This is a genomic window from Pantoea sp. GbtcB22 (assembly GCF_019091025.1).
GTDB lineage: Bacteria > Pseudomonadota > Gammaproteobacteria > Enterobacterales > Enterobacteriaceae > Pantoea > Pantoea leporis.
Genome location: NZ_JAGXKB010000008.1, coordinates 44,187 through 65,165, shown reverse-complemented (window position 1 = coordinate 65,165; position 20,979 = coordinate 44,187). Strand labels below are relative to the sequence as shown.

Genomic DNA, 20,979 nt, shown 5'->3' with positions numbered 1-20,979 from the left:
AAATCGCGTCGCTACGATTGCGTGCATATACCGTAGCGGCGCAATGCATTGCGCGAGGTGTTTATCCTTGTAAATCATCCAGCGCCAGATTCAGACGCAGCACGTTTACCGTCTCTTCGCCAACAAACGGCAGCAGCGGGCGCTCGGTGTGGCGCACAATCAGCGCCTCGACATCTTTCAGCGCCATCTTGCGCGCGGCGGCGATGCGCGGTGCCTGCCACAACGCGGCTTCTGGCGAAATATCCGGATCTAATCCGCTCGCCGATGCGGTGACCAACTCCACCGGCACCGCTTTGGGCGCTTGCGAATTCGCCGCACGCAGCACGGCGACGCGTTCCGCTACCGCTTTATCCAGCGCCGGATTGCTGCCTGCCAGATTGCTGCCGCTGGAGGCCAACGCATTATAAGGCGCATCGCCGGTAGCGGAAGGTCGACCCCAAAAGTGGCCCGGCTGATTAAACATTTGACCAATCTGCTCGGAACCGCGTACCGCGCCATCCTGCTCAATCAGCGAACCGTTGGCCTGCGATGGGAACCACCACTGCGCCAGACCGGTGGTCAGCAGCGGATAGACCGCGCCGGTGAGCAGCGTAAGCACCAGTAACAATACAATAGCCGGACGTAACTGACTCATTTCTCTTCTCCTTAAGCCAGACCAAGCAGCGTTAGCAGCAGGTCGATGGCTTTAATACCTATAAACGGCACCACTAATCCGCCCGCACCGTAAATCCACAGGTTGCGACGCAGCAGCGCCGCCGCGCTCAGCGGACGATAACTCACGCCTTTCAGCGCCAGCGGGATCAGGAACACAATCACCAGCGCGTTAAAAATTACCGCCGACAGAATCGCCGAGTTCGGCGAATGCAGCCCCATCACGTTGAGCATGTTGAGCTGCGGATAGGTGGCGGCAAACGCGGCCGGAATAATGGCGAAATACTTCGCCACGTCGTTGGCGATACTGAAGGTAGTGAGCGAGCCGCGCGTCATCAGCATCTGTTTACCGATGTGCACCACTTCCAGCAGCTTAGTCGGATTCGAGTCGAGATCGACCATGTTGCCGGCCTCTTTCGCCGCCTGGGTTCCCGAGTTCATCGCCACCGCCACGTCGGCCTGCGCCAGCGCCGGTGCGTCATTGGTGCCGTCGCCGGTCATCGCCACTAAGCGCCCTTCGGCCTGATACTGACGAATCAGCGCCAGCTTGGCTTCCGGCGTCGCTTCAGACAGGAAGTCATCGACACCCGCTTCCGCCGCAATCGCCGCCGCGGTTAATGGGTTATCGCCGGTGATCATCACCGTTTTGATGCCCATCTTGCGCAGCTCGGCAAAGCGCTCTTTGATACCGCCTTTGACGATATCTTTCAGCGCCACCACGCCCAGCACCTGCGCGCCTTCGGCCACCACCAGCGGCGTGCCGCCAGCGCGCGCCACTTCTTCGACGGCGGCATTCACTTCTAACGGGAAGCGGCCATGATTGGCTTCAATGTGGCGACGAACCGCATCGACCGCGCCTTTGCGGATCAGACGATCCTGCACGTTCACGCCGCTCATGCGCGTTTGCGCCGAGAAGGGAATGAAGCTCGCTCCCATGCTGCTCAAGTCACGTTCACGCAGGTTAAATTTCTGCTTCGCCAACACCACGATGCTGCGCCCTTCCGGCGTTTCATCGGCCAGCGATGCCAGCTGCGCCGCATCGGCCAGCTGCTGTTCGCTGACACCCGGCGCGGGCAGAAACTGCGTCGCCTGACGGTTGCCAAGCGTGATGGTGCCGGTCTTATCCAGCATCAGCACATCGACGTCGCCCGCCGCTTCCACCGCACGGCCGCTGGTGGCGATGACGTTCGCGCCCAGCATGCGGCTCATGCCCGCCACACCGATGGCCGACAGCAGGCCGCCGATGGTGGTCGGGATCAAACACACCAGCAGCGCCACCAGCACCGTGATGCTGACCGGCGTGCCGCCATACGCTGAGAACGGCCACAGCGTGGCGGTCGCCAGCAGGAACACAATTGTCAGCGACACCAGCAGAATGGTCAGCGCCACTTCGTTCGGCGTTTTACGGCGTTTCGCGCCTTCCACCATCGCAATCATGCGGTCAAGGAAGGTTTCGCCCGGATTGACGCTGCACTGAATTACCAGCCAGTCGGAAAGAATGCGCGTACCGCCGGTCACCGAGGAGAAATCCCCGCCCGATTCACGGATCACCGGCGCGGATTCACCGGTGATGGCGCTCTCATCCACCGATGCGCCGCCCTCCAGCACCTCGCCGTCGCACGGAATGATGTCACCGGCTTCCACCAGCACCACATCGCCTTTGCGCAGCGTATCGGCCGCCACGTTGTGCCAGGCTGCGCCGTAGCGCGCTTCGGCCAGTTTTTTCGCATCGCTGGTTTTACTGATGCCTTTCAGGCTGTTGGCCTGCGCCTTGCTGCGCCCTTCCGCCAGCGCTTCGGCGAAGTTGGCGAACAGCACGGTGAACCACAGCCAGATGGCGACGCCGGCGGTAAAGCCCGCGTTACCGCTGAGCGCGCCGCTGGCCATGCCCACCGCCAATACCGAGGTCAGCACGCTGCCGATCCACACCAAAAACATCACCGGGTTGCGGAACTGCACGCGTGGATCGAGTTTTTTCAGCGCATCCAGCATGGCAACGCGGGTTAGCGCCGCATCAAACAGCGCCAGTTGTTGACGACTCATGATTCCGTTATCCCTGAATTAATTGCAGATGTTCCGCGACCGGGCCCAATGCCAGCGCGGGGATGAACGTCAATGCGCCCACCAGCAAGACGGTGCCAATCAGCAGCGCGATAAACAGCGGGCCGTGCGTTGGCAGCGTGCCGTTGCCGACTGGCTGAATTTTCTTCGCCGCCAGCGAACCGGCAATCGCCAGCACCGGAATGATGATGCCGAAGCGGCCCACCAACATGCAGAAGCCCAGCAGCAGGTTCCAGAACGGCGTGTTAGCGCTCAGTCCGGCAAAGGCGCTGCCGTTGTTATTGGATGCCGAGGAAACCGCGTACAGCACTTCGCTGAAGCCATGAATACCAGGATTGGCCATACCGGCGCGACCGGTGTCGGTCATCATCGCCAGCGCGGTGCCGAGCAGCACCAGCGTTGGCGTCACCAGGATCGCCAGCGCGGTCATCTTCATCTCCCATACGTCGATTTTTTTGCCCATGTACTCTGGCGTGCGACCGATCATCAACCCGGAGATAAACACGCCGAGCAGCACGAACAGCAGCATGCCGTACAGGCCAGCACCGACGCCGCCGAACACCACTTCACCCAGCTGCATCAACCACATCGGCACCATGCCGCCGAGCGCGGTGAAGGAGTCATGCATGGCGTTGACCGCACCGCACGACGCCGCCGTGGTGATCACCGCAAACAAGCTGGAGTTGAGAATGCCGAAGCGCGTCTCCTTGCCTTCCATGTTGATGGCGCTGTCTGCGCCGAGCGCGAGGAAGTGCGGATTACCACGCAGTTCGGCCCACATCACGGTGATCACCGCCAGCACAAACATGATGGTCATCGCCCACAGCAGCATGTGGCCCTGACGACGATCGCCCAGATGCTGACCAAAGGTGAAACAGAGCGCCGCCGGGATCAGGAAGATGCTCAGCATCTGTACGAAGTTGGTTAGCGCCGTCGGGTTTTCGAACGGATGCGCCGAGTTAACGTTGAAGAAACCGCCGCCGTTGGTGCCGAGCATTTTGATCGCTTCCTGCGATGCCACCGGCCCGAGCGGCAGCGTCTGCTGCGCGCCTTCCAGCGTGGTGAGCGCATGGTACGGTTCGAAGGTTTGAATACTGCCCTGGCTGACGAAGAACAACGCGATAACCAGGCTGATCGGCAGCAGCACGTAAAGGGTAATGCGCGTCAGGTCACGCCATGCGTTGCCGAGCGTATCCAGCGAACGGTTGGCAAAACCACGAATCAGCGCAAACGCCACGGCGATACCGGTCGCCGCCGACAGGAAGTTCTGCACCGTGAGGCCCGCCATCTGACTGAAATAGCTCAGCGTGCTTTCCCCGGCGTAGGATTGCCAGTTGGTGTTGGTGACGAAGCTGATAGCGGTATTGAGCGCCAGATCCCAGCTGAGATTAGGCAGATGCTGCGGGTTCAGCGGCAGCGCAGCCTGCGTCATCAACATCAGCAGCAGCAAGGCAAAACCCAGCGCGTTAAACAGCAGAATCGCCAGCAGATAGTGCGGCCAGCGCATGGCATCGCCGTCGGCACCGGCCAGTCGCCACAGCGTGCCTTCGGTGCGCGGCAGCAGCGGCTTGTCAGCGACAAACAGGGCGAGATAACGTCCCAGCGGTTGTGCCAGCACCATCAGTACCAGCAGAAACACCGCAATTAGCATGAATGCATTCGCCGCCATCAGAATGCCTCCGCATTAAGTAGGGCATAAATCAGGTAGCCCAGAAGAACAAACACCAGCACGATGCCGGCTATCACGCCCACGCTCACAGCAACCTCCAAAGGATTTAGGTAGTGCTGCAAGCATGCGCGGCGCGGCATAAAGAAGAGGTAAAAAGGCGGGAAGCGGGCGTAAATAAAGTATAAAAATGGTGAAGAATTAAGCGCTTTCTAACGCCCAGATGCGGTTCAGATCGATGTTCTGCCATAAGCCGCTGTCTTCCGCGCCGGTGATGCTGTCGGTGCAGAAGCTGTCGCCGAGATCGAGCGCTTCCGGTTTCACTTCGCGCTGCGCGTGCAGCGACCAGAACACATGTACTTTGGGCTTGAGCAGCGATTTTTCGCCCGCCTGTACCACCAGCGCCACGCGCCCGGAAGCCAGTCGCACCAGCGATCCCACCGGATAAATGCCGATGGTGCGTACGAAGGCGTGCAACAGCGTGTTATCGAAGTGGCCACGCCAGATCAACATGTTGTGCATCGCTTCGGCAGGCGTCCAGCCTTTGCGATAAGGACGATTCGAGGTGACGGCATCATAGACGTCGCATACCGATGCCATGCGCGCATACAGTGAGATTTCGTCGCCTTTCAGTCCGTGCGGATAACCGTTGCCGTCATACTTTTCATGGTGATGCAGCGCGATATCCAGCAGATCTTCACCGGCATTGGCTTCCATTAGCATCTGCGCGCCCACAATCGGATGCTGACGCATCACGGTGAACTCTTCATCGCTGAGCTTGCCGGGTTTGTTGAGAATCTCCAGCGGCACCGCGGCTTTACCCACATCATGCAGCAAACCGCCCATACCAACGCGCCGCAGCTGATGCTCATCGAGGCCCATTTTTTTGCCGAGCGAGATCATCAAACCGCACACCGCCATTGAGTGCAGATAGGTGTAATCGTCGTGATTCTTCAGGCGCGCCACGCTCAGCAGCGCCGTGGGTTCGCGGGTGATCGAACCGGCAATTTGATCAACCAGATCAAGGGTGTAATCGAGGTCGAGGCCTTGCCCCATGCGCGCCTCGTTAAACATCGCCAGCACCTGCGGTTTCCCCTGATTGAAGATGCTTTGCGCCTGATCCATCTCCTGGAAAAACGAAGTTTGAGGAATCTCTTTTTTCGGCGCAGGCGTGACGGGTGCCTGTACCGATTTGTCGAGATCGATCCATAACTGCAGGATCCCCTCATTGCGGATCATCGCGATCTGGCGTTTATCAGTGATCAGCATTTGGTTGCGAATGCGCTTATCTTTGACCCACCAAACCTCCAGTTTGTGGATAAACATTCCCTGCCGCAGTTCGTCAACATTAATCAGCTTTATCACGATATCGCTCCTTAATATCAGTGGGTGGTAAGGAGGTATCGGCAGCTGAGCAAAAAATCTTCAGAGTGGATTTGTGCGATCGGTGAGGTTTGCGCGCGAGGTACGTATAAATGCGAATTTTACGTCGTTGGATCGCCATTTATGGCGACCATGATTTTAGGCTACAACCGCTGAACGCTGCGCCAGAAAGGCACTTAACGGCGTTACCCTGCTCAACTCTTCCTGTGTTCTGGCATCGTTTTCCACTTCCCATAGATCCAAATGGCGCTGCAGATTCAGCCAAAAATCGACTGAAGTATCGAAAACAGCTGCCAGCCTATAGGCCATTTCGGTGGTCAGTTTACGGTTGTTATTCACCAATGCACTGACTGTATTGCGGTGCACGTTCAACATCTCTGCCAGGTCATTCACTTTGAGGTTAAGCGGCTCGAGGAACTCGTACTGCAGAACATCGCCAACGCTGGTCGGTTTACGCATCGCCTGTTTCATTATTGCTTCTCTTTAACGGTTAGCAGTTGGCCACAAGTGGCTGCTAGCGGTGTTTACGATAAGTGTGTGGATCGAGATAGAGATCTCTTGCCGTGCCATTAACCCATTGAAAAATTAGTCGATACTGCTCATTTATCCGTATTGAATAATACCCCAATAGCGGAGGTCTTAAGGCCTCAAAGCGATTACCCGGTGGTGAACGCAAATCATGATGCGATGTTGCGGCATGGATGATGTCGAGCTTGCGCGCCAATGCGGACTCAATCATGGCCGGGATATGCTTATGCGGTGTTGCATAAACAAAAAATAATCGCAGCCAATCGTCCCTGAAACTGTGAATTGAACCCTTCATCTACTACCACACCTGATGTAAACATGGTGGGCAACTTATTGCACTAACGCACTGTGCTCAAGTGCATTTTTTAACATCATAACGAATTTCAGATCGGGATTCCAAAAATTTATGAGCCGATGATTAAACCGCTTTAATGCCGCGCGCTTTCTCAGGATTTTCATAAGAGGCTACGAGATTCTGCTCCGCACCAACGCGTTCAATCGGTCCCATCACCAGCAGAAACAGCAGTGCAGCAACCACGCAGTGCGCGCCGACAAACACCAGCCCGATGCTGTAGCTGCCGGTTAAGCCGACGATGATGCCGAACAGCAGCGGCGTGATAAAACCCGCCATATTGCCGATGCCGTTAAAAATCGCGCCCGCAAGGCCAACCGCTTCTTTCGGTGCGGTATCGCTGACAATCGTCCAGGTTCCGGCGCCCGCCGCCACGCCTTTACCAAAGAAGGCGAACGACATCATGGCGATAATGCCGACGTTGCTGGGGATCACCGCCGCCAGAACCAGCGATGCCGCCATCAGCATGCCGACAATATACGGCGTTTTACGCGCCCAGGATAAACTCCAGCCGCTTGCCAGCAGTTTGTCGGAGATATAGCCACCGCTGATGCCGCCGAGGAAACCAAATACCGCTGGTGCGATGGTGGCAAAACCGGCATCAAGAATATTCATGCCGCGCGCCTGCACCAGATAGATCGGGAACCAGGTGATGAAGAAGTAGCTCAACGCGATGATGCAGTATTGGCCGATATAGGCGCACCACAGCATGCGGTTGCTGAGCAGCTTCCTGAACATCGCTTTGCTCAACGGCGGACGCGCTTTTAGCGTTTGTGCCGAATCGATATCAACCAGCGCGCCGCCCTGCTCAATGTAGCGCAATTCATTTTCCGAGACCTGCGGATGATGGCGCGGGCTGCGCATAAAGCCCATCCAGACAAACACTGCCAGCACGCCAATGCCGCCCAGCACAAAGAACGGCCATTCCCAGCCGAAGCGCGACACCAGCCAGCCGGAAAGCGGCGAAAAGATGGCGACGGCAAAATATTGCGCCGAGGCAAAGAGTGAAGAAGCACGGCCGCGTTCAGCGCTGGGGAACCACATGATCACCGCGCGCGCATTGGCGGGAAAACTCGGTGCTTCAATCAGGCCCAGCGCGAAACGCAGCGCAAACATCAGCGTGAGCGCCATGGTCATGCCGCTGGAGAACTCGCCGACAAAGCCCATCAGCAACGTGGAGATCGACCACAGCGCCAGCGTCACGCCATACACTTTTTTGGTGCCGAAGCGATCGAGAAACAGGCCGCCGGGGATCTGGCCGATCACATAGGCCCAGCTAAATGCCGAGAGGATCAGACCAAGCTGGATCGCCGAAAGTCCAAACTCATCTTTGATCGCCGATCCTGAGATCGACAGGATCGAGCGGTCGGCATATGCCACCACGGAAAGAAACAGGATCAGGCAAAGGATCCCAACGCGTACGTGGCTGTTCTGTGGACGATGATTGGCTTTTAGCATGGGCTGAATTCCTCAAATGAACGTGCCGGAATACCGCTTTATTTCCCTGTTCAGCAACTATAGGAAGCGGTTTCAGGCGTGGTCATTGGGCGAATGGCGGAATCGACAGTGCTAATTAGCGCCAGAATTGGCAGCCAGCACAAAGCAAGGTGCGGCGCTGCACAGAACCTCAAAAATCAGCAGGCTGTTGCACCGCAATGTGCGCCAACTCTAAGAAAATCCTTCGCAGTGCAACTATGAGCGCGCAAAGTAAGAGGCACCCGAGAGCAAAGTGTGCGCTTAGCTGCAAAATCCAACCTTGCCGATTGTCAGCCGGGTGGCGCGCTCGTAGGCTGAAAATGATTTCATTGAGCCATTTTTAAACTCAATGAAACATTCATTCTAATAACAAGCTTACTCTGGAGTCTGCGATGAAAACCCTCAAGGCGATTGTGTTGCTCGGCCTGCTCTCAACGTCAGCCTCGGCGCTGGCGGAAAAAATTGGCGTGTCGATGGCCTACTTCGATCAAAACTTCCTCACCATTATTCGCCAGTCGATTGATAAAGAAGCCAAAGCGCGTGGGCTTGATATCCAGTTTGAAGATGCACGCGGTGACGTGGGACGTCAGACCGATCAGGTGCAGAGTTTTATCGGTGCGGGCATGGATGCGATCATCGTCGATCCGGTCGATTCCGCCAGCACGCCGCAGCTCACCAGGCTGGCGCAGCAGGCAAAAATTCCGCTGGTGTACGTCAACCGCACGCCGGGCGATAAATCGCTGCCGGCCGGCGTGGTGTTTGTCGGCTCCGACGAGCGTGAATCCGGCACCTTGCAGATGGAAGCGCTGGCGAAAATGGCTAACTACAAAGGCAATGTGGCGATCATGATCGGTAACCTGACCGACGCCGGTGCGCTGCAACGCACCAAAGACGTTGAGCAAGTGGTGGCGAAATATCCCGGCATGAAAGTGGTACAGAAACAGCCCGCTAACTACGCGCGCAATGAAGGCATGGATTTGATGAATAGCTGGCTGGGCAACGATGAAGCGATTGATATCGTTGCGGCTAATAACGATGAGATGGCGATAGGCGCGGCCATGGCGCTGGCCAAAAGCAATAAAAAGGTGCTGATTGGCGGTATCGATGCTACGCCAGACGGCCTGAAAGCGCTGTCGCAGGACAAAATTCAGGTCACGGTTTTCCAGGATGCGGTCGGCCAGGGCAAAACGTCGGTGGATGTGGCACAGAAGCTGATCAAAGGCGAGAAAGTGGATTCACACGTGTGGATCCCGTTCGAGCTGGTGACCAAAGAGAATATGCAGAAGTACGTTGAGAAGAGTCAGTAAAAGGTCAAATTCGCGCGATGAATCGCACCGCTACGAATGCGTGCACAATTCCGTAGCGGCGCAATTTATTGCGCAAAACCCATCAGTTTTTTAGTTTAGCCATCTGCACGATATCGTGATATTCGCCGTCGCGCAGGCAGGCTTTGCGCTTCACGCCCTCGCGCTCGAAGCCCAGCTTTTGATACAGGCGCAGCGCGCGTTGGTTATCGTGGAACACTTCCAGCTCAATACGCATGATGCCGAGCCAGTTGAAGGCGTAATCCATCGCGTGGCGGATCAGCTTTTCACCAATGCCGCGCCCGCCAAACGCCGGATCGACGCTGATACCAAAACTAATGCTGTGACGCGTACGCGGACGCTGTTCGACAAACAGCGTGAGCTCACCGACCATCGCACCCTCAATCTCCGCAACAAAGCCGATGTATCCCAGCTCATCCATCTTTTCGAATTTTTTCTGCCAGGTCGCTATGCTCGGACACGGCAACTGCGTGGTCCAGCGATAAACGTCAGGATGGCTGTATAGGCGTTGGTAGGCGGCGGCATCGCCCGGCTCACGACCGCGAATGTGTAAATCCATGTCGGTAATCCCTTTTCACATGCACTAAGCTGTTAACTCTCACCATTTCGGGAAGAGTGATTCTATGTTGTATCGCCGTTTTGAACGTTTTATCAATATTTTCCAGGATGCGCCAACCGATTCCCCACCCGCCAGCGTCTGGCCGTTCTACTTCTACTATCTGCGTCAGGTGTGGCCGAGCTTTGTCGCGCTGCTGATTGTCGGGCTGGCACAAGCACTGATCGAAGTGGCGCTGTTCAGCTATCTCAGCCGCATCATTGACCTGGTTAATCACTCGACGCCCGCTTCGCTGTTCAGCGATAACTGGCAAATATTACTGTGGATGGGTTTTGTCGCGCTGATTCTGCGGCCGGTGGTGATTGCTGCGCACGATATGCTGGTACATCAAAGTATTAACCCGAGCATGACCAGCATGATCCGCTGGCAGCATCACAACTACGTGCTGCGTCAAAGCCTGAATTTCTTCCAGAACGATTTTGCCGGGCGCATTGCCCAGCGCATCATGCAGACCGGTAACTCGCTGCGTGATTCGGCGGTACAGCTGGTGGACGCCATCTGGCACGTGGTGATTTACGCGGTGACCTCGCTGGTGCTGTTCGCCGAAGCCGACTGGCGCTTGATGATTCCGTTGATGATCTGGATTGTGGCTTACAGCGTGTCGCTGGGCTTCTTTGTGCCGCGCGTTAAACAGCGTTCGGTGGTGTCATCGGAAGCGCGCTCGAAATTGATGGGCACCATTGTCGACGGCTACACCAACATCGCCACCATCAAACTGTTTTCGCATAACGATCTGGAGAAGCGTTACGCGCGTGAGGCGATTCAGGAGCAAACCGACAAAACCCAGCACGCCAGCCGCATGGTCACCACCATGGATATCACGCTCTCGACGCTGAATGGCTTGCTGATTGTCAGCACCTCCGGCCTGGCGCTGTGGTTGTGGAGCCAGTCGCTGATCAGCGTTGGCGCGATTGCGCTGGCGACCGGTTTGGTGATTCGTCTGGTGAACATGTCCGGCTGGATCATGTGGGTGGTGAACGGCATCTTCGAAAACATCGGCATGGTGCAGGACGGCCTGAATACCATCGCGCAGCCGCTGAGCGTGCAGGATGAACCGAATGCGAAAAACATGCAGGTGACGCGCGGTCAGATTCGTTTTGAGGATGTGCGCTTTGATTATGGCGGCAGTCGTCAGGTGATCAATCGCCTCAACCTCAACATCAAGCCGGGCGAGAAGATCGGTTTGATTGGACCGTCCGGGGCCGGTAAATCCACCCTGGTGAATCTGCTGCTGCGGCTGTATGACATCAACAGCGGCCGTATTGTGATTGACGATCAGAACATCGCTGAAGTGACGCAAGAGAGCCTGCGCGGACAAATCGGCATGATCACGCAGGACACGTCGCTGCTGCATCGCTCAATTCGCGAAAACCTGCTGTATGGTCGTCCGGATGCGACGGAAGAGGAGTTGCAGGCGGCGATTATCCGCGCGCGCGCCGACGAGTTCATTCCGCTGCTCTCCGATCCGCAAGGCCGCACCGGGCTGGATGCGCACGTGGGCGAGCGCGGCGTGAAGCTGTCGGGCGGTCAACGTCAGCGTATCGCCATCGCGCGCGTGCTGCTGAAGGACGCGCCGATTCTGATCATGGACGAAGCCACCTCGGCGCTGGATTCCGAGGTGGAAGCGGCGATTCAGGAGAGCCTGGAAACGCTGATGCAGGGTAAAACGGTGATTGCTATCGCGCACCGTCTTTCCACTATCGCCAAAATGGATCGTCTGGTGGTGCTGGAGCAGGGTGAGATTGTCGAGATGGGCAACCACCGCGAACTGCTGGCGCACGGCGGACTTTACGCGCGCCTGTGGCAGCATCAGACCGGCGGTTTTGTCGGCGCGGATTAATCACCACGCCGATACGGTAAGGCGTCGCGCGCTTCAATTGCCCAGCCGCGCACGCCTTCCCGTTCCTGCAGCAGAAAATCCGCCACCGCATCACGCAAACCGGGATGACACAGATAGTGCCACGAATGGGTGATGTGCGGCTCAAAGCCGCGCACCAGCTTATGCTCGCCCTGCGCGCCCGCATCAAAACGCTGCACACCTTCCGCGATGGCGAAATCCATGCCCTGATAGAAGCAGGTTTCAAAATGCAGCCGATCAAACTCCGCCAGACAGCCCCAATAGCGGCCGTACAGCGTGTTGCCGTCCATTAAGCAGAATGCCATCGCTGCCGGTTGCCCTTGTAGCGTCGCGATCACCACGCGAATCGAATGCGGCATGCGCTCCGCCAGCAGGCTAAAGAAGTGGCGGGTCAGATAGGGCCGCTGGCCGCGCACCGCGTAAGTGTTGGCATAACAGGTGTAAACAAAATCCCACTGATCCTCGCGCAGCTCATCGCCGCGATACCAGCTGAATTCAAAGCCGCTGCTCATCACCTGCTCACGCTCTTTGCGCAGCTGTTTACGCTTGCGCGACATCAGCGTGTCGAGGAAATCCTGAAAATCGCGATAGCCTTTGTTGTGCCAGTGATACTGCAAGCCGAGGCGTTCAAGCCAGTCTGGCTGCTGCTGCATAATGTGGTTGGCGAACGGCGTGGTGAAGTTGATGTGCGCGCCGCTCAGACCGTGTTGATAGAGGTTATCCGGCAGCACGCTGAGCAGTTTCAGCACCGCTTCTTCATCGCCCAGCAGGCGTGCGCCAGTCACCGGACTGAACGGAATCGCGCCCAGCCATTTCGGATAGTAAGGAATACCGGCGCGCTGACAGGCATCCGCCCACGCATGGTCGAACACATATTCACCGCGCGAATGGCGTTTGCGATAGCCCGGCAGCGCCGCACGCAGCGTGCCGTTTTCGCGCCACAGCAGGTGATCCGTCTGCCAGCCGTTTTCGGGCCGCACGCTGCCGCTCTCTTCTAATGAAAGAAGAAAGGCATGGCGTAAAAACGGTTGATCGTCAGGTAACAGCGCATCCCATTCGACGGCGGAGATCTCCGCCAGCGACGACAGATGTAGCAAAGACATTCACGGCTCCCGGCCAGGTGAAAGCGAGCGCCTAGTTCAACAGGTTTTCCCGCGTGGGAAAAGGTGCAGCGCACTGAATGTGTATACCTTGCTTTGTGCCCGCAACCGACCTGTGGATAGTTCCGTAGCGGCGCCATTTATCGCGCGCCCTTTAGGCATGTGTATACTCAGGCTTTTTAGCCGTCAGGAAACGCCATGGATCGCCTCGATTGTGACCGCATGTTTGTCGCTGTGCTGGAAGTGGGCAGCTTCGCCGGCGCTGCCGAACGCCTCGGCACCAGCAGCGGCCAGGCGTCGAAGCTGGTCTCCCGGCTGGAGCAGGAACTCGGCGTGCAGCTGTTTAAACGCAGCACGCGCGCGCTCTCGCCCACCGAAATCGGTCGCGCCTATTACGAGCGGGTAAAAACCCTGCTGGAAGCCTTTGATACGCTGGATGCCACGGTGCGCGACAGCGCCACTACGCCGAGCGGCCGCCTGAAAATCAGTGCGCCCGGTACCTTTGGTACTGCGGTGCTGGCCAGCGTGCTGGTGGAGTTCGCGCGTCATTATCCGCAGATCGAACTCGACGTGAACTTCTCCGATCGTGCAGTTAACATCGTCGATGAAGGCTTCGATATGGCGATTCGCATCGGCAAGCTTGACGACAGCAGCCTAATCGCGCGCCGCCTTGGCGATGTGCCGATCCGCGTGGCCGCGTCTTCCGGTTATCTGCTGCACCACGGCACGCCACAGCACTGGCGCGATTTGGCGGCACATCAGTGCATCAGCGATACCAACTTCCGCGATCCCTGGCACTGGCCGTTTGTCACGCCGTGCGGCGACAGCGTCAGCATGCCGATTCGTGGTCGTCTCTGTTTCTCCAACACCGAAGCCTGCTTGCAGGCGGCAATTGCCGGATTGGGCATTGCGCGGCTACCAGGTTTTATTGCCGCACCCGCACTGCAGCGCGGTGAAATCGTCTCGCTATTAGAGGAATTCGCCACGCCGCCCATGGGCCTGTTCGCGCTCTATCCGCCGGCGCGTCATCTGGCGCAGAAAACCCGGCTGCTGATCGATTTCCTCGCCGCCCATTTCCAGCACCATCCGCCCGGCTGATTCCTTCCAATTTGGAAGCAATGAAAGCCATTTTGCCCGGATTATCGCCTAACCATCAGCGCTGTATGCTCACTTCATCAACACTGAGGAGAGAAGACGATGCTGGTAAACGGTAAGTGGAGTGCAGAGTGGCATCCGGTGCAAGCCACCGATCAACAAGGCGGATTTGTGCGCCAGACATCCCGTTTTCGTCACTGGATTAGCGCAGATGGTTCCAGCGCATTCGCTGCCGAGCCGGATCGTTATCACCTCTATGTGGCGCTGATTTGTCCTTGGGCCTCGCGCACGCTGCTGGCGCGCAGTCTGAAAGGGCTGGATAAGGTCATCAGCGTGTCGGTGGTTGAGCCGCAGCTCGGCGCGCAAGGCTGGCGCTTCGGTGATTATCCTGGCGCAGATCGCGACTGGCTGAATAAAGCCGAATACCTTCACGAACTCTACACCCGTGCCGATGCCGATTTCACCGGCCGCGCCACCGTGCCGGTGCTGTGGGACAAAAAGACGCAAACCATCGTCAATAATGAGTCAGCCGATATCCTGCGCATGCTGAACAGCGGCTTTGGCGCGCTGGCGGACGATCGCATCGATCTTTATCCCGAGGATCTGCGCGCTGAGATCGACGCGCTAAACGAATCGATCTATCCGCGCCTGAATAACGGCGTCTATCGCGCCGGTTTTGCTACCACGCAGGTGAGTTATCAGCAGGCGTTTAACGATGTGTTCAGCCAGTTAGATGAGCTGGAGCTGCGCTTGCAGGATGGCCGTACTTTCCTGCTCGGCGAGCGCTTAACCGAAGCGGATATCCGCCTGTTCGTCACGCTGGTGCGCTTTGACGCCGCCTATCACGGCCTGTTTAAATGCAACCTGCGCCGCCTGCGCGACTATCCGCTGCTCGATCGTTATCTAAAGAGTATGCTTTCGGTCTCTGGCGTGCGTCAGACGGTGAATATCGATCACATCAAGCAGGGCTATTATTCAATTAAAGCGCTGAATCCCAACGGCATTGTGCCGGTTGGCCCGGATATGGCGGCCTACGATTTATAAGGAACAGGGCGATGGCAAAAGCGTTAGTGATTTTTTTACATGGCGTCGGCAGCAACGGCGATGATCTCGCGGTGCTCGGCGAACATTGGGCGCGCCTGCTGCCGGATGTGGCGTTTGCCTCGCCGAATGCGCCCTATCCTTTTGAACACGCGATGGGATATCAATGGTTTAGCCTGACCGGCATCACGCCCGAAAACCGCCCGGCGCGCGTGCGTGAAGCGCGCGCGGCCTTTGATAACACGCTGCAGCAGCTGATGGCGCAGCACGGCATGGCGGATGCGTGGGACAAAGTGATTCTGGTGGGCTTTTCGCAGGGTTCGATCATGGCGTTAGATGCGCTGGCGTCGGGCCGTTATCCGCTAGCCGGCGTGGTGGCCTTTTCCGGCCGTCTGGCATTTGATGGCGCATTAACGCCGCAGCCGTATACGCCTGCGCTGCTGATTCACGGCAAATCCGATGAGGTGATTCCGTTTAGCGAAAGCGTATCGGCGGAGCAACGTTTACAGCAGGCTGGCGTGACGGTGGAAGCGCGTTATGAAGCGGCAACCGGCCACACCATTTCATCGCAGGGTGCGATGGATGCCGCCGGTTTTATTGCGCAATGTTTACAGGATTAAGGCCAGTAACGATTTAACGCCTGCCACGCTTTTTGCGCAGCCACGTCTGCTGGCTGCGCCTTCAACTTATCGTTGAACACTTCAATGCCGACCGGCCCGCTGTAACCGGCACTTTTCAGCTTATCGACAAAGCGTTCCACTTCGATGATGCCATCGCCCGGCAACAGGCGCTGGTGACGCGCGTACTCGCTGAGCGGCTGCTTATCCTGCGGTGGCATGTCGGCCATATCGCACAGCTGCACTTCGTAGATACGGTCGGCGGGAATGCCATCCAGCTGCGACGCATCTCCGCCTAACGCGCAGATGTGGAACAGATCGACCACCAAACCGATATTCGGCTGGTCCAGCCGTTGCAAGCGTTCCCACGCCAGCGGCAGCGTGTTATCTACGCTGCACCACGCCATCGGCTCATACATGATGCGCATGTTGTAGCGCGCGGCTTCCGATGCCATCCAACGTAAATCTTCATCAATACGCGCCGCCACACAATCGTCACGCGTGCTGGCCGGTGCCTGAATGGTGTCGCAGCCGATGGTTTGGGCAATCTGAATAAACTGACGCAGCTCTTCGCGTTTTTGCTGGCGGTCGCGATCCGGCGCACCGGTGAAATCGCGCAGCACCTGTACATTGGTGAAGCCAAGCTGCAACTGCTTCGCTAACTGTGGCGTACTGGCTTGTACATCGTCGCGCCAGATCTCAACCTGATCGAAACCGGCGGCGCGTGCGGCACGCAGCTTCTCCTCAGGTTCACCGTTTAACAACACCAGGTTAAGGAATTTAGGGTTACAACGCATGACACAGCTCCTTAATCGTCCGGATAATCGGTGACAAATTCTGTGCGTCACGCGCACAGAATGGCGATCAGTATCTACCTCTGAGGAGTTATTTCAAGCGCGATGGTTATCCGAGCAGATTGACCGCGGCAAAACCGGCGAAGGTCATCAGCAGCGAACCAATAACATGCACCATCACGCTCGACATCGCCCAAAGGTATTTACCTGATTGTAGCAACCCAACAATTTCTGCAGAAAAAGTGGAAAAGGTGGTTAAGCCGCCACACAAGCCAGTGACAATTAACAGTTTCCAAAAGGGATCGATATGCGGATTACGCACAAAGAAAGCCAGCGCCGCACCGATGATAAAACCGCCCACCAGATTCACCATCAAGGTGCCGGGCGGCAAATTGGGAAACAGCGCGTTAAAACGTAATGAGATCAACCAACGCAGCGTACAGCCCACCGCACCGCCCAGCACCACCGCCAGTAACGATTTCAACATAGTTTGGAGCTCCTGATATGAATGACGCGCAGGGCCGCGGCAGGACAGAATAACACCTGACACACCGCCGTCTCCCGCGCAGGGATACGAGTGTTGTCAGGCGTCATCAGCCGTCTGTGACCAGAACGGCGGTTGGGGAAGGTGGCACGCCATCACCTTAGGCGGGAGATAATACGCTGGCTTGGCAATGCAGACAATATGGTGAAGGAGGCACAATGTTGTCGCGGCGCGATCTATCGCGCGCATCAGTGAAGGCACCGTGCCAACCCCTCTTTGCGTAATAAATTGCCCCGCTACGGTTGGTGCCAATATCAACGTTCGAAGTGAATCACGCCCTTAATCAGTTCCCGGTTGTTAATCACATCCGCTTCAAAGCGCTCTGCCAGCGTAGAAAAATCATAATGGCGATTGAGCATCATGTCGGCACGAAGCTGCCCGTTCGCCATCAGTTCGCCTACTTTCGCGAAATCTTCCAGCGTGGCGTTGCGGCTGCCCAGCAGCGTGGTTTCCTTTTTGTGGAACTCGATATCCGGGATCACCAGATCGCCTTTGTGCAGGCCGACAAACACGATGGTGCCGCCATGACGAATCAGTTTCACCGCGCCGTTCATCGCCGCTGGGCTGCCGGTGGCATCGATCACTTTGGCCGGCAAACGCCCACCAAATTCCGCCCGCAACTGCGTTTCAAAATCGGCATCTAATGGATTCACCGTCGCCAAACCCAGCTTCTGCGCTACGTGTGCACGGCGTTGCTCGCTGGTGTCGGCCACCACCACATTCGCCCCCGCCGCCGCCGCAATCGCGGCCACGCCAAGGCCAATCGGACCTGCACCCACCACCAAAACCTGCTCATCCGCCGTAACGGCCGCACGGCGCACCGCATGCGCGCTGATGGCGAAGGGTTCAATCAGCGCGGCGGCTTCGGGATCAACCTCATCCACCGCCAGCAAATTGCTGGTCGGCACGCTAAGGTATTCGCAGAAACCGCCATCCTGATGCACCCCAATCACCGAGATTTTTTCGCAGCAGTTGGTTTTGCCACTTAAACAGGCATCGCACTGCTGGCAGGCAACGTAAGGAATCAGCGCCACGCGCTGGCCCAGCCTGAAGCCGCTGGCCTGGCTGCCGAGTTCTACCACTTCGCCACACAGCTCATGCCCCAACACGCGTGGATAGCTGAAAAACGGCTGATTTCCGGCCCAGGCGTGGATATCGGTGCCACAAATGCCGGCGGCGATCGGTTTGATCAGTACTTCATGGGCGGCGGGCGTCGGCTTCGCGCGCTGCTGCCATACCATCTGGCGCGGCTCGGCGACCACCAGCGTTTTCATCGTTGTCATTGGCTTCTCCTGTGCTGTTGTCGCAGTTATGGCGAAAATCGCCGATGGCAGCGTTTTGCGTTGGGGGAAGTGTGAAGCCAACCGCTTTTTTTGGGCTTTGTATGGTTTTTAATAGATAAAAAACCGGAGACGCGTATGAGCCGCAGCCAGAATCTACGTCAGAACGTGATTAACCAGATGCTGGAAGGCATTGCCAAACGGCATATCCGTTCGCCGTTGCCCCCGCAGGCGGCGCTGGCTGAGATGTTCAACATCAGCCGCACTACGGTGCGCCACACTTTGCAGCATCTGCATGAGCGCGGCGTGCTGGAAAAGGTGGATGAAACCTACGTTATCGTGCGCGATCCCAGCGAAGAAGATGGTTTTAACGCCCTGACGCCGCCGATCGATCAGCAGGCGCTGCAGTTTGAGCAGACCTTTTTTAACCTGATTAATCAGCGTCAGCTGATGCCGGGCGATACCTTTAGCGAGCTGCAGTTAGCCCAGCAGGTGAAGGTCAGTCCGGTTGTGGTACGTGAATTCCTGCTGCGCTTTATGCGTTATGACCTGCTGGAACCGGTAAAGCGCGGACAATGGCGCATGAAGAAGTTCGATCAGAAGTATGCCGAGAACCTGTTTGAGCTGCGTGAAATGCTGGAAACCCACGCGCTGACCCGTTTTCTCAACCTGCCCTCGCAGGATGAGCGCTGGATGCAGGCGCGCGACCTGCTGGATCGCCATCGTTCGATGCGTGACACCATCGCCAGCAATTACCGCCACTTCGCCGCGCTGGATAAAGAGATGCACACGCTGATTCTCTCCGCCGCCAACAATCCGTTTTTTAATCAGTCGCTGGAGATTATTTCCGTGATTTTTCACTCGCATTATCAATGGGATGAAACCGATCTTAAGCAGAGAAATATCGTGGCGCTGGAGGAACATATGGCGATCCTGACAGCGCTAATTAGCCGTCAGGATGTCGAAGCCTTGTGCGCCCTGCACACTCATCTCGGCACCGCCAAGACATCGATGATCCGTTCGATCCGCCAGTACAATTAAAAACCGATTAAAAACCACAAAGCATTAGCTCCCGCACGAATCTGAAACATCTCCGCAACATCCCGATCTGATTGCTTCTAGTCTCGAAGTCAATCCGTTGGGGCAGCACCGTTTTGCTGCCGCAGGATCCCACACAAACGCATAACGATAAGTACCCAGATCCGGGAGGTCGCAATGGAAAATACTTCGGCTCGTGGCCGCGAAAACGCGCCACAACCTGCTGCAGACGGGCAAGATTTTATCCCGGCACGCAGTGACGTGGTGCGCTCGCCGCGCATCAGAAAGATCCAGATTACCGCCATGCTGCTGCTGCTGTTCGCCGCCATGATCAACTATCTCGACCGCAGTTCGCTGTCGGTGGCCAATATGACCATCCGGGGAGAACTGGGTTTATCCGCGACTGAAATTGGCGTGCTGCTGTCGGCCTTCTCGCTGGCGTATGGCTTAGCGCAGCTGCCGTGCGGTGCGCTGCTCGATCGCAAAGGGCCGCGCATCATGCTGGCGATTGGTATGTTCTTCTGGTCGCTGTTCCAGGCGGCCGCCGGTTTGGTGCATAACTTCACCCAGTTTATTTTGGTGCGTATCGGGTTAGGTATTGGCGAAGCACCGATGAACCCGTGCGGCGTGAAGGTGATCAATGACTGGTTCAACATCAAAGATCGCGGCATGCCGATGGGCATGTTTAACGCCGCTTCGATGATTGGCTTGTCGATTGCGCCACCGATTCTGGCCGCGATGATGATGGTGATGGGCTGGCGCGGCATGTTTATCACTATCGGCGTGCTCGGCATGTTTCTCGCCATCGGCTGGTATCTGATGTACCGCGATCGCGATAACAACACGCTGAGCGGCGAAGAGATTCACTATCTGCAGGCGGGCAGCGTGGCATCGCGCAAAGAGCCGCTGAGTTTTGCCGAGTGGCGCGGCCTGTTTAAGCAGCGCACCATGTGGGGCATGATGATTGGCTTCAGCGGCATCAACTACACCGCGTGGCTGTACATCGCGTGGCTGCCGGGCTATCTGCAATCCACTTATCACCTCGATCTGAAAAGCACCGGTTTACTGGCTGCGATTCCATTCCTGTTCGGCGCGGCGGGCATGCTGCTGAACGGTTATGTGGTCGATGCGCTGGTGCGTCGTGGCCATGATGCGGTGAAGGTGCGTAAGGTCTCAATCGTCACGGGCATGCTGTTGTCCGCCGCGTTTACCGCCTTTGTAACGCGTGCCACCGACACCACCAGCGCGGTCACCATGATTGGTATGGCGCTGTTCTGCATCCACTTTGCCGGTACATCGTGCTGGGGTCTGATTCACGCCAACGTCACGGCGCGCATGACCGCCTCGGTCGGCAGCATCCAGAACTTCGCCAGCTTCGTGTTCGCCTCGTTCGCCCCGGTGATCACCGGTTGGGTGCTCGATACCACCAAGTCGTTTAGCCTGGCGTTGATGATTTGCGCCGGTGTGACGGTGGTGGGTGCGCTGGCCTATTTGCTGCTGGTGCGTAAGCCGATTACCGATGGGGTTTGATCGTGCATAGCGCCGCACATACTG

At 57.2% G+C, this 20,979-nt stretch carries 20 protein-coding genes and 1 riboswitch; of the genes, 7 read left to right on the top strand and 13 right to left on the bottom strand.

Going from position 1 to position 20,979, the window contains the following annotated elements:
- Positions 1 to 61: 61 nt before the first annotated feature.
- From kdpC to KVT28_RS20425, 8 genes are all read right to left on the bottom strand, one after another.
- Positions 62 to 634 carry a potassium-transporting ATPase subunit KdpC gene (gene kdpC / locus KVT28_RS20460; RefSeq protein WP_217549859.1) on the bottom strand — a complete coding sequence of 191 codons (573 nt, stop codon included), beginning with the start codon at positions 632 to 634 and terminating at the stop codon, positions 62 to 64.
- A gap of 11 nt (positions 635 to 645) precedes the next feature.
- Entirely contained in the window at positions 646 to 2,694 is a 2,049-nt protein-coding gene (gene kdpB, locus KVT28_RS20455) for a potassium-transporting ATPase subunit KdpB (RefSeq protein ID WP_137386708.1), read from the bottom strand.
- A gap of 7 nt (positions 2,695 to 2,701) precedes the next feature.
- Positions 2,702 to 4,381, bottom strand: a complete 1,680-nt coding sequence (kdpA, locus tag KVT28_RS20450; RefSeq protein WP_217549857.1) for a potassium-transporting ATPase subunit KdpA — start codon at positions 4,379 to 4,381, stop codon at positions 2,702 to 2,704.
- Positions 4,381 to 4,470, bottom strand: a complete 90-nt coding sequence (gene kdpF, locus KVT28_RS28230) for a K(+)-transporting ATPase subunit F (protein WP_081113208.1) — start codon at positions 4,468 to 4,470, stop codon at positions 4,381 to 4,383. The genes kdpA and kdpF overlap by 1 nt, the downstream gene beginning before the upstream one ends.
- Positions 4,471 to 4,579: 109 nt before the next feature.
- Positions 4,580 to 5,743 (bottom strand): HD-GYP domain-containing protein, encoded by a 1,164-nt coding sequence (locus KVT28_RS20440; protein ID WP_217549855.1) that lies wholly within the window; start codon positions 5,741 to 5,743, stop codon positions 4,580 to 4,582.
- Between the two features lie 156 nt (positions 5,744 to 5,899).
- Positions 5,900 to 6,232, bottom strand: coding sequence for a HigA family addiction module antitoxin (locus KVT28_RS20435; RefSeq protein ID WP_101762746.1), 333 nt, complete (start codon positions 6,230 to 6,232; stop codon positions 5,900 to 5,902).
- 43 nt (positions 6,233 to 6,275) lie between these two features.
- Positions 6,276 to 6,584: a type II toxin-antitoxin system RelE/ParE family toxin gene (locus KVT28_RS20430; RefSeq protein WP_101762747.1), complete on the bottom strand. Its 309-nt coding sequence runs from the start codon at positions 6,582 to 6,584 to the stop codon at positions 6,276 to 6,278.
- Positions 6,585 to 6,707: 123 nt separating this feature from the next.
- The gene (locus KVT28_RS20425; protein WP_217549853.1) at positions 6,708 to 8,099 is read right to left on the bottom strand and encodes an MFS transporter; all 1,392 of its coding nucleotides are present in this window, start codon (positions 8,097 to 8,099) and stop codon (positions 6,708 to 6,710) included.
- A 410-nt stretch (positions 8,100 to 8,509) separates the two neighbouring features.
- Between KVT28_RS20425 and KVT28_RS20420 the strand changes: the two genes are divergently transcribed.
- Positions 8,510 to 9,424 (top strand): sugar ABC transporter substrate-binding protein, encoded by a 915-nt coding sequence (locus KVT28_RS20420; protein ID WP_217549851.1) that lies wholly within the window; start codon positions 8,510 to 8,512, stop codon positions 9,422 to 9,424.
- Between the two features lie 82 nt (positions 9,425 to 9,506).
- Here the strand turns inward: KVT28_RS20420 and KVT28_RS20415 are convergent, their stop codons facing one another.
- Positions 9,507 to 10,001, bottom strand: a complete 495-nt coding sequence (locus KVT28_RS20415) for a GNAT family N-acetyltransferase (protein WP_101762750.1) — start codon at positions 9,999 to 10,001, stop codon at positions 9,507 to 9,509.
- Positions 10,002 to 10,065: 64 nt separating this feature from the next.
- Here KVT28_RS20415 and KVT28_RS20410 point away from each other — a divergent pair, with 64 nt between their 5' ends.
- On the top strand, positions 10,066 to 11,898 hold the full coding sequence (locus KVT28_RS20410; RefSeq protein ID WP_217549848.1) for an ABC transporter ATP-binding protein: 1,833 nt from the start codon (positions 10,066 to 10,068) through the stop codon (positions 11,896 to 11,898).
- On the opposite strand, the gene KVT28_RS20405 is transcribed toward KVT28_RS20410, so the two are convergent.
- A complete protein-coding gene (locus tag KVT28_RS20405) occupies positions 11,895 to 13,019 on the bottom strand; it encodes a GNAT family N-acetyltransferase (RefSeq protein ID WP_217549846.1) in 1,125 nt (374 codons plus the stop codon). The genes KVT28_RS20410 and KVT28_RS20405 overlap by 4 nt on opposite strands.
- Positions 13,020 to 13,214: 195 nt before the next feature.
- Between KVT28_RS20405 and KVT28_RS20400 the strand changes: the two genes are divergently transcribed.
- The 3 genes from KVT28_RS20400 (at position 13,215) to KVT28_RS20390 (ending at position 15,772) form a co-directional block, all read left to right on the top strand.
- Positions 13,215 to 14,114, top strand: a complete 900-nt coding sequence (locus tag KVT28_RS20400; protein WP_137386717.1) for a LysR family transcriptional regulator — start codon at positions 13,215 to 13,217, stop codon at positions 14,112 to 14,114.
- A 99-nt stretch (positions 14,115 to 14,213) separates the two neighbouring features.
- On the top strand, positions 14,214 to 15,155 hold the full coding sequence (locus KVT28_RS20395) for a glutathione S-transferase family protein (RefSeq protein WP_217549844.1): 942 nt from the start codon (positions 14,214 to 14,216) through the stop codon (positions 15,153 to 15,155).
- Between the two features lie 11 nt (positions 15,156 to 15,166).
- On the top strand, positions 15,167 to 15,772 hold the full coding sequence (locus KVT28_RS20390) for an alpha/beta hydrolase (protein WP_217549842.1): 606 nt from the start codon (positions 15,167 to 15,169) through the stop codon (positions 15,770 to 15,772).
- On the opposite strand, the gene KVT28_RS20385 is transcribed toward KVT28_RS20390, so the two are convergent.
- The 3 genes from KVT28_RS20385 to KVT28_RS20375 all read right to left on the bottom strand — a co-directional run bounded on the left by KVT28_RS20385 (position 15,769) and on the right by KVT28_RS20375 (position 18,390).
- On the bottom strand, positions 15,769 to 16,566 hold the full coding sequence (locus tag KVT28_RS20385; protein ID WP_217549840.1) for a sugar phosphate isomerase/epimerase: 798 nt from the start codon (positions 16,564 to 16,566) through the stop codon (positions 15,769 to 15,771). The two genes, KVT28_RS20390 and KVT28_RS20385, sit on opposite strands and share 4 nt — an antisense overlap.
- Before the next feature lie 106 nt (positions 16,567 to 16,672).
- On the bottom strand, positions 16,673 to 17,050 hold the full coding sequence (gene crcB / locus KVT28_RS20380) for a fluoride efflux transporter CrcB (protein ID WP_101762757.1): 378 nt from the start codon (positions 17,048 to 17,050) through the stop codon (positions 16,673 to 16,675).
- A 90-nt stretch (positions 17,051 to 17,140) separates the two neighbouring features.
- Positions 17,141 to 17,216, bottom strand: a riboswitch (Fluoride riboswitch).
- Positions 17,217 to 17,361: 145 nt separating this feature from the next.
- The gene (locus KVT28_RS20375) at positions 17,362 to 18,390 is read right to left on the bottom strand and encodes a zinc-binding alcohol dehydrogenase family protein (protein ID WP_217549838.1); all 1,029 of its coding nucleotides are present in this window, start codon (positions 18,388 to 18,390) and stop codon (positions 17,362 to 17,364) included.
- Positions 18,391 to 18,525: 135 nt separating this feature from the next.
- Here KVT28_RS20375 and KVT28_RS20370 point away from each other — a divergent pair, with 135 nt between their 5' ends.
- Entirely contained in the window at positions 18,526 to 19,428 is a 903-nt protein-coding gene (locus tag KVT28_RS20370; RefSeq protein WP_192236923.1) for a GntR family transcriptional regulator, read from the top strand.
- 174 nt (positions 19,429 to 19,602) lie between these two features.
- Positions 19,603 to 20,955, top strand: coding sequence for an MFS transporter (locus KVT28_RS20365; RefSeq protein WP_217549836.1), 1,353 nt, complete (start codon positions 19,603 to 19,605; stop codon positions 20,953 to 20,955).
- Positions 20,956 to 20,979 lie beyond the last annotated feature (24 nt).